The 14453-nt window shown below is 72.8% G+C and carries 14 protein-coding genes; 13 read left to right on the plus strand and 1 reads right to left on the minus strand.

From position 1 onward, the window contains the following. From E4622_RS04995 to E4622_RS05035, 9 genes are all read left to right on the plus strand, one after another. Positions 1–837, plus strand: a complete 837-nt coding sequence (locus tag E4622_RS04995) for an SDR family oxidoreductase (RefSeq protein ID WP_134738936.1) — start codon at positions 1–3, stop codon at positions 835–837. A gap of 154 nt (positions 838–991) precedes the next feature. After that, the gene (locus tag E4622_RS05000; protein ID WP_134738937.1) at positions 992–3877 is read left to right on the plus strand and encodes an aconitate hydratase; all 2886 of its coding nucleotides are present in this window, start codon (positions 992–994) and stop codon (positions 3875–3877) included. A 302-nt stretch (positions 3878–4179) separates the two neighbouring features. Continuing rightward, positions 4180–5538, plus strand: coding sequence for a hypothetical protein (locus E4622_RS05005; protein ID WP_209021783.1), 1359 nt, complete (start codon positions 4180–4182; stop codon positions 5536–5538). Beyond that, complete coding sequence (locus E4622_RS05010; RefSeq protein WP_134738939.1) at positions 5525–6028, plus strand: SigE family RNA polymerase sigma factor; 504 nt, start codon at positions 5525–5527, stop codon at positions 6026–6028. The genes E4622_RS05005 and E4622_RS05010 overlap by 14 nt, the downstream gene beginning before the upstream one ends. 15 nt (positions 6029–6043) lie before the next feature. After that, on the plus strand, positions 6044–6667 hold the full coding sequence (locus E4622_RS05015; protein ID WP_134738940.1) for a hypothetical protein: 624 nt from the start codon (positions 6044–6046) through the stop codon (positions 6665–6667). 27 nt (positions 6668–6694) lie between these two features. Further along, positions 6695–6994, plus strand: coding sequence for a thiamine-binding protein (locus E4622_RS05020; protein WP_134738941.1), 300 nt, complete (start codon positions 6695–6697; stop codon positions 6992–6994). Beyond that, positions 6994–7770, plus strand: coding sequence for a DUF3105 domain-containing protein (locus tag E4622_RS05025; protein ID WP_134738942.1), 777 nt, complete (start codon positions 6994–6996; stop codon positions 7768–7770). The genes E4622_RS05020 and E4622_RS05025 overlap by 1 nt, the downstream gene beginning before the upstream one ends. After that, positions 7770–8171 (plus strand): YjbQ family protein, encoded by a 402-nt coding sequence (locus E4622_RS05030; protein ID WP_134738943.1) that lies wholly within the window; start codon positions 7770–7772, stop codon positions 8169–8171. Before E4622_RS05025 ends, E4622_RS05030 begins: the two co-directional genes overlap by 1 nt. A 43-nt stretch (positions 8172–8214) precedes the next feature. Further along, complete coding sequence (locus E4622_RS05035; RefSeq protein ID WP_134738944.1) at positions 8215–8583, plus strand: hypothetical protein; 369 nt, start codon at positions 8215–8217, stop codon at positions 8581–8583. A 4-nt stretch (positions 8584–8587) separates the two neighbouring features. Here the strand turns inward: E4622_RS05035 and E4622_RS05040 are convergent, their stop codons facing one another. After that, on the minus strand, positions 8588–9613 hold the full coding sequence (locus E4622_RS05040; protein WP_134738945.1) for a glycosyl hydrolase family 18 protein: 1026 nt from the start codon (positions 9611–9613) through the stop codon (positions 8588–8590). A gap of 55 nt (positions 9614–9668) precedes the next feature. Here E4622_RS05040 and E4622_RS05045 point away from each other — a divergent pair, with 55 nt between their 5' ends. Genes E4622_RS05045 through E4622_RS05060 form a run of 4 tightly spaced genes read left to right on the plus strand, consistent with a single transcriptional unit; the run spans position 9669 to position 14372 of the window. Beyond that, entirely contained in the window at positions 9669–10091 is a 423-nt protein-coding gene (locus tag E4622_RS05045; RefSeq protein WP_209021784.1) for an NUDIX domain-containing protein, read from the plus strand. Further along, positions 10088–11029, plus strand: a complete 942-nt coding sequence (locus tag E4622_RS05050; RefSeq protein ID WP_134738947.1) for an SMP-30/gluconolactonase/LRE family protein — start codon at positions 10088–10090, stop codon at positions 11027–11029. Before E4622_RS05045 ends, E4622_RS05050 begins: the two co-directional genes overlap by 4 nt. Before the next feature lie 30 nt (positions 11030–11059). Beyond that, a complete protein-coding gene (dxs, locus tag E4622_RS05055) occupies positions 11060–12964 on the plus strand; it encodes a 1-deoxy-D-xylulose-5-phosphate synthase (RefSeq protein ID WP_134738948.1) in 1905 nt (634 codons plus the stop codon). Further along, complete coding sequence (locus tag E4622_RS05060; protein WP_134738949.1) at positions 12945–14372, plus strand: hypothetical protein; 1428 nt, start codon at positions 12945–12947, stop codon at positions 14370–14372. Before dxs ends, E4622_RS05060 begins: the two co-directional genes overlap by 20 nt. Positions 14373–14453 lie beyond the last annotated feature (81 nt).

The following is a 14453-nucleotide window of genomic DNA, read 5'->3' on the forward strand; positions in this document are numbered from 1 at the left end:
ATGACATCGCAGACCCCGAAGACATGGTTCATCACCGGCGCCTCGCGCGGCTTCGGCCGGGAGTGGTCGATCGCCGCGCTCGAGCGCGGCGACCGGGTCGCGGCCACCGCACGCGACACCTCGACGCTCGACGACCTCGTGCAGCAGTACGGAGAGGCGATCCTCCCGCTGCGGCTCGACGTCACCGACCGCGACGCCGACTTCGCGGCGGTGGCCCAGGCGCACGAGCACTTCGGCCGGCTCGACGTCGTCGTCAACAACGCCGGCTACGGCCAGTTCGGCTTCGTCGAGGAGCTGAGCGAGGCTGAGTTCCGCGACCAGATGGAGACCAACGTCTTCGGGGCGATGTGGGTGACCCAGGCGGCGCTGCCGTTCCTGCGGGCGCAGGGCTCCGGGCACCTGCTGCAGGTCTCCTCGATCGGCGGGATCTCCGCCTTCCCCAACGTCGGCGCCTACCACGCCTCGAAGTGGGCGCTCGAGGGCTTCTCCCAGGCGCTGGCCCAGGAGGTCGCCGACCTCGGCATCCACGTCACGCTGATCGAGCCCGGTGGCTTCGCGACCGACTGGGCCGGCCCGTCGGCGCGCCACGCGACGCCGCTGCCGGCGTACGAGGAGGCGCGCGAGAAGGCCGCCCAGTGGCGCGCCCAGCGCACCGGCTCCGGTCCCGGCGACCCCACGGCCTCGGCCGCGGCCGTGCTGCGGATCGTGGACGCCGACGAGCCGCCGCTGCGTGCCTTCCTCGGCTCCGCGCCGCTGGGCATCGCCACGGCCGACTACGAGTCGCGGCTGGCCACCTGGCGGGCCTGGCAGGACAACGCGGAGCTCGCGCAGGGGTGAGCCGCCAGCTCGTTGAGTGATGACTCGATGTCGTGTATCTTGACATCAAGAGATATCGCACCGCTCCGAGTAAGGCTCGCCTTACTACCCCGGGCCGCACGAGCGGCGGCAAGATGGGTGGAGCACCCACCTGACTCGACGAGGAGACGGCTTGATGGCCAGCCAGGACAGCTTCGGAGCCAAGAGCACGCTGGACGTGGACGGGAAGTCCTACGAGATCTTCCGTCTCGACGCGGTGACCGGGGACGGGCTCGATGTCGAGAGCCTCCCGTTCTCCCTGAAGGTGCTGCTGGAGAACCTCCTCCGCACCGAGGACGGCGCGGACATCACGGCCGATGACATCAAGGCGATCGCCGGCTGGGACGCGGACGCGGACCCCAGCAAGGAGATCCAGTTCACCCCGGCACGCGTGATCATGCAGGACTTCACGGGCGTGCCCTGCGTCGTCGACCTCGCCACCATGCGCGAGGCGATGGCCGACCTCGGCGGCGACCCGACCAAGATCAACCCGCTCGCGCCCGCCGAGATGGTCATCGACCACTCGGTGATCGCCGACGTGTTCGGCACGCCGGAGGCGTTCGAGCGCAACGTCGAGATCGAGTACGAGCGCAACCGCGAGCGCTACCAGTTCCTGCGCTGGGGCCAGGGCGCCTTCGACGACTTCAAGGTCGTCCCCCCGGGCACCGGCATCGTGCACCAGGTCAACATCGAGCACCTCGCCCGCACGGTCTTCACCCGCGAGGTCGACGGTGAGCTGCAGGCCTACCCCGACACCTGCGTCGGCACCGACTCCCACACCACGATGGTCAACGGCATCGGCGTGGTCGGCTGGGGCGTCGGCGGCATCGAGGCCGAGGCCGCGATGCTCGGCCAGCCGGTCTCCATGCTGATCCCGCGCGTCGTCGGCTTCAAGCTCAACGGCGACCTCCCCGAGGGCGCGACCGCGACCGACCTGGTGCTGACGATCACCGAGATGCTGCGCAAGCACGGCGTCGTGGGCAAGTTCGTGGAGTTCTACGGCCCCGGCGTCTCGGTGCTGCCCCTGGCCAACCGCGCCACGATCGGCAACATGAGCCCGGAGTTCGGCTCCACGATCGCGGTCTTCCCGATCGACGAGGAGACCACGAAGTACCTCAAGCTCACCGGCCGCTCCGAGGAGCAGCTCGCCCTGGTCGAGGCCTACGCCAAGGAGCAGGGCCTCTGGCACGACCCGGACGCCGAGCCGCGCTTCTCCGAGAAGCTCGAGCTCGACCTGGCCACCGTCGTCCCGTCGCTGGCCGGGCCCAAGCGGCCCCAGGACCGCGTCTCGCTGTCCGAGGCCAAGGAGGCCTTCCGCACCGCGCTGGCCGACTACGTCACCGAGGGCGACACCGGCGGCGAGGACCGCAAGCCGGGCGTACCCCAGCAGGAGAAGCCGGAAGGTGTCGTCTCCGAGGTCGACGAGGCCTCGGCGGAGTCCTTCCCCTCGAGCGACGCCCCCGCCTCCAACGGCGGTGGCGGCACCAGCCACGGCAACGGCGGCGGCAAGCCCGACGACTGGCACGACCACGCGGCGACCGGCGCGGGTCGCCCGTCGAACAAGGCGAGCGTCACCCTCGAGGACGGCACCGAGTTCGAGATCGACCACGGCGCCGTCACGATCGCCGCGATCACGTCGTGCACCAACACCTCCAACCCGTCGGTCATGATCGGCGCGGCCCTGCTCGCCAAGAAGGCCGTCGAGAAGGGCCTGGAGCGCAAGCCGTGGGTCAAGACCACGCTGGCGCCCGGCTCCAAGGTGGTCTCCGACTACTACGAGAAGTCCGGCCTGACGCCGTACCTCGACAAGCTGGGCTTCAACCTCGTCGGCTACGGCTGCACGACCTGCATCGGCAACTCCGGCCCGCTCATCCCCGAGGTCAGCCAGGCCGTGAACGACCACGACCTCGCCGTCGTCTCGGTGCTGTCGGGCAACCGCAACTTCGAGGGCCGGATCAACCCCGACATCAAGATGAACTACCTCGCGTCCCCGCCGCTGGTCGTCGCCTACGCGCTGGCTGGCTCCATGGACGTCGACCTGTTCAACGACGCGCTGGGCCAGGACCAGGACGGCAACGACGTCTTCATGAAGGACATCTGGCCGACCTCGCAGGAGGTCGAGGACGTCATCGCGCAGGCGATCACCTCCGAGATGTTCGACGACGGCTACGCCGACGTCTTCGCCGGTGACGAGACGTGGCAGTCGCTGCCCACCCCCGAGGGCAAGACCTTCGAGTGGGACCCCGAGTCCACCTACGTCCGCAAGCCTCCCTACTTCGACGGGATGCCCGACGAGCCGGCCCCGGTCGAGGACATCTCGGGCGCGCGGGTGCTGCTCAAGCTGGGCGACTCGGTCACGACCGACCACATCAGCCCGGCCGGCGCGATCAAGAAGGACTCGCCCGCGGGCCGCTACCTCGCCGAGCACAACGTCGGCCAGCGTGACTTCAACTCCTACGGCTCGCGCCGTGGCAACCACGAGGTCATGATCCGCGGCACGTTCGCCAACATCCGGCTGCGCAACCAGCTGGCCCCCGGCACCGAGGGTGGCGTCACGCGTGACTTCACCCAGGGCGGCGAGGTCACGTCGGTGTTCGAGGCGTCGGAGAACTACCTCGCGGCCGGCACCCCGCTCGTCGTGCTGTCCGGCAAGGAGTACGGCTCCGGCTCGTCGCGCGACTGGGCGGCCAAGGGCACCTCGCTGCTGGGCGTCAAGGCCGTCATCGCCGAGTCCTACGAGCGGATCCACCGCTCCAACCTGATCGGCATGGGCGTCATCCCGCTGCAGTACCCCGCGGGCGAGAACGCCGAGTCGCTCGGCCTGACCGGCGAGGAGGAGTTCTCCATCACCGGCATCACCGAGCTCAACGAGGGCCGCACGCCGAAGACGGTCAAGGTCAAGGCTGGCGACGTCGAGTTCGACGCCGTCGTCCGCATCGACACCCCCGGCGAGGCCAACTACTACCGCAACGGCGGCATCATGCAGTACGTCCTGCGCAACCTGCGGCGGCAGACGGCCTGAGCGCAGCGAAGGCGGTCTGCAGAGCAAGCAGGTTGAGGAGCCGGAGGCAGGGACTCGCGCAGCGAGGAACTGTCTCCGGCGTCTCGAAACCAAGGCGGCAGACCGCCTGAGTGCAGCGGGCCCGGTGAGAATCACCGGGTACCCGGTGAAACTCCCGCTTCCGGTACGAAACTTCGTACCGGAAGCGGGAGTTTCGTCATGTCGGTGGGACGGAAGTGACGACTTCTCGTGCTCGGACCCCTCCTGGACGGGGTGTCGCGTCGTGTTGTCTGGTGACCGCACTCCCGATCCCGGAGGATCCGATGACCTCGCTGCACGACCGCCTGGCCGACCTGGCCGAGAGCGCATCGCAGGACGCCTCCTCGGAGGACGGCGACCTCTGGGAGCGCGGACTCCGCTACTCGCGACGCCGCCGGCTGGAGACGGTGGTCCTCACCCTCGTGATCCTGGGGGCCGTCGGGTCCCTGGTCGGAGCGTTGCTGCCCGCCGCGACGTACGAGGTCGGGCCGGCCGACGCGCAGGCGGCGCTCAGGCTCCCGGACCGGATCGAGCATCCGAGCGGGTGGACCAAGGACACCGGCGACGTGGGGCCGATCGGGCCACTGGTCGCGATCGTCCCCTCCGAGCGCAAGACGGGCCTGCTGCCGCGCTCGAGCGAGGACCTGGTCGCGGTCTCGGTCGACGGGGACTACGCGTTCCTCGAGCTGCCCGGTCGGTCCGACCGGGCGGTGGCCTTCGTCTCCGACGTGGTGCTGTCGCCGGACGGCCGTCGGATCGTCTACTGGCTGACCGGCGACACGTCAAAGGAGCCGAACCTGAGCGCGGGCGACGGAGTGGTGGGGGTCGCCGTCTACGACACGGTGACCGGGGAGGTGCAGCGCCACGAGGTGCCGACCGCGCACGGGCTGAGTCCCATGAGCCTGGCGACGGTGGGGGACCGGGTGTGGATGGAGTACGGCCAGTGGCAGGACGGCGCTCCCGCTGCCGACGGCTCCTCGCTCTCCACGAAGGAGCGCCAGTACGTCTGGGACCTGGGCAGCGGTGACGTCTCCCGCCGCCCGGAGAGCCTCTCGGGTCCGATGGGAGCCACCACCTGGCAGGACCGGCTCGTGGTCCCCACGTCGCGCGGCGCGATCATCGACGACGGCGAGCCTGGGGACACGGCGAGGCGACTGAGACTCGGCTTCAACGTGGACGGCCCGGTCGCGCTCAACCCCAGCGGCAGCCGCGTCGTGGCGACAGAGGACAGGTTCGCCGACGGCGACCGTTCGACGCTGGCGAACCCGCTCCGGCACGGCGTGGTCGCTCCAGCCGGCGACGCGGTCATCGCGACGACCGAGGTCGACGGCACTCGCGGCGAGGAGGTCGTCGGCTGGCGCGACGACTGGCACGTGGTCGTCCGCGAGTACGAGACCGACCAGGGGCCCGCCCTCGTCTCCATCGACGTCAACACCGGAGCGCGGGAGGAGCTGGTCGCTCTCCCCTCCCAGTCGAACCTCGAGGCCATCCTGTGGGCCCAGGACGCCCTGCAGGCGCCGGTGTTCGACGCCGACAGCCCGCCGTACGTGATGCCTCCGTGGCTGCAGGGCAGCCTGCTCCTGCTGGCCGGTGTGCTGTCGTTCGCAGGCCTGCGGCTGTGGAGGCGTCGTGAGCGCGTCTGAGGACCGGGCCGGCTTCGAGGAGTTCGTCCTCGCGCGCCGCTCCGCCCTGCTCCGCACGGCGTACCTCATGACGGGCAGCCACGAGGACGCCGAGGACCTCGTGCAGGTGGCGCTGGTCAAGGCCGTGCCCCAGTGGCGCCGGATCCGGGACCGCCCGGAGCCCTACGTGCGCAAGATCCTGGCGCGCGAGAGCGTCTCGCGCTGGCGTCGGCGGCGCTGGCGCGAGCTCGGCACCGACGAGCCGCCGGAGTCGGGCACCCAGGACCCCGACGCCGACCAGCGCGAGGACCTGCGTCGCGCGCTGCTGACGCTGGCGCCGCGGCAGCGCGCCGTCGTGGTGCTGCGCTACTACGAGGACCTCACCGAGGCGCAGACCGCCGAGGCCCTGGGCATCGCCGTGGGCACGGTCAAGTCCCAGGCCCGCGACGCCCTCGCACGGCTGCGCGTCGTGGTCCCGGACCTGGACGGGGCGACGGTCGGCGCCGGCTGAACTACGCTGCCGCGCGTGAGAAGCACTCGGCTCGCCGGCCCGGTCCTCCTGCTCGCCCTGCTCGCCGCCGGGTGCTCCGAGGACGGCGACTCGGCGCAGCCCGATCCGAGCCCCACCGCGGAGTCGCCGACGACGGAGTCCGGCTCCGGGCTCGGCGGCGAGTCGCTTCAGGAGACGCCGTCGACGCAGACGACGCCGACGCCGGATGCCGACGTCGGGGAGCCGCCCACGACGTACGACGAGGGGGCGGCGCACGTGGCGGCCGCGTCGGGCGAGCCCGTCGAGCTCGCCCGCTTCCTCACGCCCAGCGGCAACATCTACTGCTCGATCAGCGACCTGACCGGGACGCCCGCGTGCGAGCTCGGCGAGGGGCCGGTGAAGGACCTCGACGTCTGCGACCCCCAGGGCCCGTCGGTCTTCGTCGGCCGGATCGAGCTCGGCGAGGACGGGCCCGTGCCGCTCTGCAACACCGACACGATCCGGGGCGCGCAGGCGACGCCCGTCGAGTACGGCGACGTCGTGACCTGGCCCAGCAGCCCGGTCGAGTGCGTGGTCGAGGAGATCGGTGTCACCTGTCTCGACGACGACCTGCGCGAGGGCTTCTTCCTCGCTCGCGGGCGCTACCGGCTGCTGGGCTGACTGGCGCGCTTGGCTACGGTTGCGGACATGATCGTGGCCTTCAGCATCAGTCCCTCCGCCGGCGACGAGACCGGCGGTGTCTCCGAGGCCGTGGCCGCCGCCGTGCGCGTCGTCCGCGAGTCCGGTCTGCCCCACGAGACCAACGCGATGTTCACCAACATCGAGGGGGAGTGGGACGAGGTCATGGCGGTGGTCAAGCGGGCCGTGGACGTCGTCGCCGAGGTCTCCCCGCGTGTCGGTCTCGTGCTCAAGGCCGACATCCGCCCCGGGTGGACCGGCGAGCTCACCGCCAAGGTGGAGCGCATCGAGCGGGCGCTGGAGGGCTGATGTCCTACCCGCCGCCGCCGGGTCCGCCGCCCTCCGGTCCGCCGCCGTCCGGCCCGCCGACGGGCCCGCCGACCGGCCCGCCGTCGTACGGACCTCCGCCCCCACCTCCGCCGCCCACCGGCTGGCCGTCGTACGGGCCGCCGACCCCGCCCCCGTCCTCCGGTGGCTCCCGGACGCTGGCGATCGTGCTCGGCGTCCTCGGCGCGGTCCTGGTCATCGGGCTCGCCGTGCTCGTGCCCGTCGTGCTGTCCGACGACGACGACCCGGAGCCGAGCGCGCACCCGACCTCGTCGGGCTCGCAGCAGGCCACGGACGGTCCGACCGACGAGTCGGGCCTGAGCGGCGTGGAGGAGTTCTCCGGCCTCGAGGCGACCCACACCGAGGACGACGTCGACTACGAGCAGTCGCCCCCGGTGGGCGGCCCGCACAACCCGACCTGGCTCGACTGCGGCGCCTACGACGAGCCCGTGAGCGAGGAGAACGTCGTGCACGACCTCGAGCACGGGACGGTCTGGATCACCTACGAGCCCGGCCTCGACGAGGAGTCCGTGGCCGCGCTGGAGGAGGCGCTGCCGCAGAACGGCATCCTCTCGCCGTACGAGGACCTGCGCGCGCCGGTGGTCGTGACGGTCTGGGAGCGTCAGCTCGAGCTCACCGGCGCCGACGACCCGCGCCTGCAGCGCTTCATCGACGAGTTCGGCGCGGGGGAGACCGCGCCCGAGCCGTTCGCCTCCTGCGCTGGCGGCGTCAAGGACCCGGCGGGGACGGCGGTCTGATGGACAGCGAGACCCGCAGCTACCGCACCGGCGGCGAGGAGGCCGTCCTGGACCTCACCGACGACTGCGCGCAGTTCGTGCGCGGTCGGGGCGACGGGCTCCTGAACGTGTTCGTACCCCACGCGACGGCCGGGATCGCGATCATCGAGACCGGCGCCGGCAGCGACGACGACCTGCTCACCGCCCTGGGCGACCTGCTGCCCGCCGACGACCGCTGGCGGCACCGCCACGGCTCGCCCGGCCACGGCCGCTCCCACGTGATGCCGGCGATCGTGCCGCCGTCGGCGACGGTGCCGGTCCTCGGCGGCCGGCTGGCCCTCGGCACCTGGCAGAGCGTGTGCCTGGTCGACCTGAACCTCGACAACCCCGACCGCGAGGTGCGGCTCAGCTTCCTCGGCTGACCCACCCGTGACGTTCGAACAGGTGTTCGACTAGCCTCGGGTCATGGCACTCGTCGCTCCTCCCGGTTGGCCGCGGGGAGTGCGCCCGCCCGACGCGCCCGACTGGGAGCGGACGGCTGCCGACTGGCTGCTCGACCAGTGCCCGCCCGACTACCGCCGCTACTCCGGGCTGCGGCGCCACGTCGTGGTGCTGGCGCGCTTCGCGGTGCTGCACGTCGAAGCCAGCCAGGCGGCCTGCCGGCGCGGGATGAGCGAGGCGCGCGCCGACCTGCGCGAGGTGGCCTCCGACGAGGTCGTCGAGGCGGCCGTGCAGACCTTCCAGCTGGAGGATGCGCGGCTGCTCGGGCTGCGCCGCGAGGTCGGCCTGGTCGAGGAGGCCCTGCGCGGTCGCCGCTACGTCGCCCGCCTGTAGCCGCCTACGGCAGCGGGTCCGCCGAGCCGAGACGCCACAGCGCGAGGCCGTGGACGCCCAGGTCGTCCGCGAGCCGGGCGCGGAGCCGCCAGGAGCGGGCGTCGGACCACCACAGGACCGTGCCGCTGGACAGCCGCGCGGACCACTCGCCGGAGCGGGGGTGCCACACGGCGCGGGCCCCGTCCTTGCGCACCAGGCGTCGGGCGCCCGCCACGGAGACGGTGCGGCCGGTGCCGCGCCGGGGCCAGGTGTAGCCGTAGCCCGCGACACCCAGGTCGAGCCGGGCGGCGGGCACGGCACGCATCGCGGTGCGGGCCGCCTTGCGCTGCCAGCGCAGCGGGCCGACGGGACCGGGGCCGGACCAGGCAGGCCCGTGGAAGTCGTAGGTCATCAGCACGACCACGTCGGCGGCGCGACCCAGGTCGGCCATCCGGTAGCCGTGGGCGCGGTACGCCGCCAGGCTGGTCGAGGCGCTCACGTCGACCGACACGGTCCTCTCGGCGGGCATCAGGGCCTGAAGCCGCTGCACGAGCCGCACCAGCCCGGCTGCGCGCTTGCGGTGCACCAGCTCGAGGTCGACGTTGACGCCGCCCCAGCCCTGCGCTGCCACGAGGGCGGTGAGCCGCCGGGCCACGCGCTCGATGTTGGCCCGGCTGCCCAGCAGCCGGCTTGCGGCGCGGGCGTCGAAGTCGCCGAGCCGGTTGCTGTAGTTGCTCACCAGCAGCTCGCTGCGCAGCCCCTCGCGCCGGGCGGTGCCCGCGAGGCGACGGGTGCCGGCGTCGGGACGGACCACGCCCCTGCCGTCGGCGGTGATGTTGACGCCGGCCACGGTGAGCGTGGTCAGGGCGTGGGCCTCCCGGGCCACCAGGCGGTCGCTCGCCCCGCCCAGGGCGAACCCGGTCACCGCGGGTCCACCGTCGACCGCGCGGACAGGCGCGGGCGGCGCGGCGGGCGCCGGCGCGGGGGAGGCGACGACGAGCAGTGCCGCCGTGAGCGCCGCGGTGAGCGGGAGGGTCCGGAGCCGAGTCATGGGGTCCACCTTGTCACCACCGGCCCCGTCAGCGCCCGCCACTACCGTGGGCGCCGTGCACCACTTCGCGAGCGTCGTCCTGGTCGACCGGCAGGGGCGGGTGCTGCTGCAGGAGCGCGACTCGCGCCCCCGCATCGACCCGGACCGCTGGGGCTACCCCGGCGGCGGCGTCGAGGCGGGGGAGAGCTACGAGCAGGCGGCCTACCGCGAGCTCGAGGAGGAGACGGGGGTGCGGCTGGCGCCCGGGATCCTGGAGCTCGTCGGCGAGTTCCGCTTCTGGAGCGAGCCGTGCGGCGAGGACGACCAGTTCCGGCTGTACGCCGCCGGCACCGCGCTGACCGAGGTGGAGTGCCACGAGGGGCGGCAGATGGCGTTCGTCGAGCCGGCCGTAGCGCTGGGCCTGGACCTCACCGCCTCGGCGCGCCTCACGCTGGGTGACTTCCTCAGGTCGCCGACGTACGCCAGGGTGGGTCCATGACCTCCCGCTTCCGCGTGTTCCCCGTCCCCGGCGCCGGAGCGGAGGACGTCGTGGTCGCCACCAGCGGCCCCGACGAGGGCGCGGTCTTCACCGGCACCGGGGACGGCGCGATCCTCCGGGTCAGCCACGACGGACAGAAGGTCGACCGCGTCGCCCACACCGGCGGCCGCCCACTCGGCATCGAGCTCGACCTCGACGGCCGCCTGGTCGTCTGCGACGCCCACCGCGGCCTGCTGCGGGTCGACCCCGCGAGCGGGGCGGTCGAGGCCGTCACCGACAGCGTGCGCGGCACCCGCATGGTGTTCTGCAACAACGCGGCCGTGGCCTCCGACGGGACGGTGTGGTTCAGCGACTCCTCGACCCGCTACGGCGTGGAGAGGTGGAAGGACGACTTCGTCCAGAACACCCGCACCGGTCGGCTGCTGAGGCTCTCCACGGACGGCACGGTCGAGGTGGTGCTCGACGGTCTCGCCTTCGCCAACGGCGTGGCCCTGTCGGCCGCCGAGGACTTCGTGTGCGTCGCGGAGACCGGCGCGCGCACCGTCGTACGCCGGTGGCTCACCGGCAACCGCGCCGGCATGCGCGACCTGCTCTGCTCGGGGCTGCCCGGCTACCCCGACAACATCGCGCGCGGCAGCGACGGCCTGATCTGGGTGACGATCGCCAGCCCCGTCGACCCGCTGGTGGAGCGCCTGCAGTCCGGGCCGATGGCGCTGCGCAGGATGGTGACCAAGATCCCGGAGCGGCTGCAGCCCAAGCCCCAGCAGACCGTGCGGGTCCAGGCCTACGACGACGCCGGCACGCTCGTGCACGACGTCGACGTGCAGCCCGGTGAGCACGGCACCGCGTACCACATGGTCACCGGCGTGCGGGAGCACGACGGGCGGGTCTGGATGGGCAGCCTGCACGAGCCGGCCGTCGCCGTGCTGGATCGCTGATCCGGACCCCCGACCCGTAAACTCGCCGACATGGGTGTCCTCGAGCAAGTCTCCGGTCCGCGCGACCTGCGGGACCTCTCCGACGACCAGCTGACGACGCTGGCCGCGGAGATCCGGGACCGGCTCGTCCAGGCCTGCTCGCGCGTGGGCGGCCACCTCGGCCCCAACCTGGGCGTCGTCGAGCTGACGCTGGCGATCCACCGCGTCTTCGACTCCCCGCGCGACCGCGTGGTCTTCGACACCGGTCACCAGGCCTACGTCCACAAGATGCTCACCGGCCGCGTCGAGGACTTCTCCGGCCTGCGCACCGAGGGCGGTCTGTCCGGCTACCCCAGCCGGTCCGAGTCCGAGCACGACATCGTCGAGAACTCCCACGCCTCCACCGCGCTCAGCTACGCCGACGGCATCGCCAAGGCCTACGCGATCCGGGGCGAGGACCGCCACACCGTCGCCGTGATCGGCGACGGCGCGCTCACCGGGGGCATGGCCTGGGAGGCGCTCAACAACATCGCGATCGCCAAGGACTCGCGCCTGGTGATCGTCGTCAACGACAACGGCCGCTCCTACACCCCGACGATCGGCGGCCTCGCCACTGCGCTCACCTCCCTGCGCACGAGCCCGCGCTACGAGCAGGTCCTCGACCTGGTCAAGAAGCGCCTCAACGCCGTCAAGGGCGTCGGCCCCGCCACCTACGACGCGCTGCACGCGATGAAGAAGGGCCTCAAGGACGCCCTGGCGCCGCAAGGGCTCTTCGAGGACCTCGGCCTGAAGTACGTCGGTCCCGTCGACGGCCACGACCGGACCGCGATGGAGCACGCGCTGGCGCAGGCCAAGAAGTTCGGCGGGCCGGTGATCGTCCACGCGATCACCCGCAAGGGCTTCGGCTACGACGCCGCGGAGCGCCACGAGGCCGACCAGTTCCACTCCCCGCAGCCCTTCGACATCGAGACCGGCGAGGAGAAGGTCCGCGGCCAGATCTGGACCGACGTCTTCGCCGACGAGATCGTGCAGATCGGCCAGCGCCGCCAGGACGTCGTGGCGATGACCGCGGCGATGATGCACCCGGTGGGCCTCGACCAGTTCCAGGCGCTCTTCCCCGAGCGGACCTTCGACGTCGGGATCGCCGAGCAGCACGCCGCGACCTCGGCGGCCGGCCTCGCCATCGGCGGGCTGCACCCGGTCGTCGCGATCTACGCGACGTTCCTCAACCGCGCCTTCGACCAGGTGCTCATGGACATCGCGCTGCACCAGTGCGGCGTGACGTTCGTGCTCGACCGCGCCGGGGTCACCGGCGACGACGGCGCCAGCCACAACGGCATGTGGGACATGTCCGTGCTGCAGGTCGTGCCGGGCCTGCGGCTGGCCGCGCCACGTGACGCGACCCGCCTGCGCGAGCTGCTCAACGAGGCGGTCGACGTCGACGACGCCCCCACCGTCGTGCGCTTCCCCAAGGGCCCGCCTCCCACCGACATCCCCACGCACTCCAAGGCCGGCGGCGCCGACGTCCTGGTCCGCACCGGTCCCCTCGACGTGCTGGTGGTCGCCGTCGGCTCGATGGCCGCGGTGGCCGTCGACGTCGCCGCCCGGCTGGACGCGCAGGGCATCGGCGTGACCGTCGTCGACCCGCGCTGGGTCAAGCCGGTCGACCCCGCGATCGTGGAGCTGGCCCGCCAGCACCGGCTCGTCGTGAGCGTCGAGGACAACGGCCGCGTCGGCGGCTGCGGCGCGACCCTGCTGCAGACCCTCAACGACGCCGGCGTGACGACGCCGTTCCGCCTGCACGGCATCCCGCAGGAGTTCCTCGGCCACGCCAAGCGGGCCGCGATCCTGGAGCGGGTGGGGCTCACCTCCCAGGCGATCGCCCTCGGCGTGGTCGAGGACATGACGGCCCTCGCCGAGGGGCGAGCGGTCGTCGATGTCGACCACCTCGGCTGACGTCCTCCCGTCCCGCGCGGTGCGGGCCGTGGTCGCCGGGCTCGCGTGCAGCCTGGCCCTGACCGCCTGCTCCGGCTCCGAGCCCGACGACCCGCCCTCGGCCGCGCCCAGCGACGCCGCCTCGGGAGCCGCCACACCGGTGCCGCCGGACCTGCTCGAGGCGTTCGGCCGCGTGCTGCAGGCTCGGGCCGCCGCGCTGCTCGACGGCGACCTGGCGGCGTTCCGCCGCGGCGTGGCGCGGCGTGCCGGCTTCCGCGCCGAGCAGGAGACCTACTTCGACAACCTCCAGCAGCTCCCGCTGGCGACGGTGTCCTACCGCGTCGACCCCGGCAGCCTGGTGCGGCGAGGCGACGCCTACTGGGTGGCCGTCCACCTGAGCCTGCAGCTGGAGGGCTACGACACGGCCCCGGTGGAGTCGGTCGACCGCTACCGCTTCTCGGCGTCCCGCAAGGACGCGGAGCGCTTCGTGCTGTCCTCGGTGCAGGACGCCGCCTGGGAGGAGCGCCAGGAGGTGCGGCCGCAGCCGTGGGACCTGGGCCCGGTCGAGGTGCGTGAGGGCGCCGGCGTGCTCGGGATCTTCGACGCGGGCAGCATCGGCGACGCGGAGCCGCTGCTGCGCTCGGTCGAGGAGGGCGCGGCGGACGTCGCCGTCCGGGTGCCCTACCCGTGGGACGCCCGGGTGGTCGTCTACGCGCTGTCCGACCCCACCTTCCTGTCGACGGTGGACGACGTGCCCGGCGGCGACCCCGAGGTGCTCGACGGGCTCACCTTCCCGGTGCCGACCGCCCCGGGGAGCCCGACGGTCGCCTCGACCCGCTTCCTGCTGAGCCCGGCCATGGTGGGCAGGGCCGGCCCGGAGCGCGACCGGCTGGTGCGCCACGAGCTCACCCACGTCGCGATGGGACAGCTGGACGACCAGGCGCCGCTGTGGCTGAGCGAGGGGCTCGCGGAGTACGTGTCGGTGCAGTCCCTGGCGCCGGAGGACCGCCGCATCGAGCGCGGTGCGTTGGCGGCGGCCGAGGACGGTGTCGACGGCCTGCCCGCGGACGACACCTTCAACGACGGCGACTCGGCCGTCCACTACGGCCTGTCGTGGTGGGCCTGCGAGTACGTCGCCCGCACCTACGGGGAGTCCGTGCTGTGGTCGCTGGTCGACCAGCTGGCCGCCCCCGGAGCCGACGCGGACCAGGTCGTCACCACCGCCCTGGGGATCGGCCCCCGTCAGCTGGCCCGCCGTGGGGCCAGGCTCCTGATCGCGACCTTCGACCCCGCCTTCCTCGAGCCGAAGCCGAGCGCCACCCCGTCCCCGTCCGCGACACCGTCCGCCGCGCCGTCGGCGGGGCCGTCGACGGGGGTCCCGACGCCCGCGGCGACGGCCCCGACGGGCCCGACGGGCGCGGCGCGCTGACTCGGCTCCCGGAGCCGGTAGGGGACTGTGGGCCACCTCACCCCGGACTGGACCGCCGTACGGCGTGAGGGGCTTGGGCAT

The sequence above is a fragment of the Nocardioides sp. 503 genome (assembly GCF_004522095.1).
In the GTDB taxonomy this organism is placed as follows: Bacteria; Actinomycetota; Actinomycetes; order Propionibacteriales; family Nocardioidaceae; genus Nocardioides.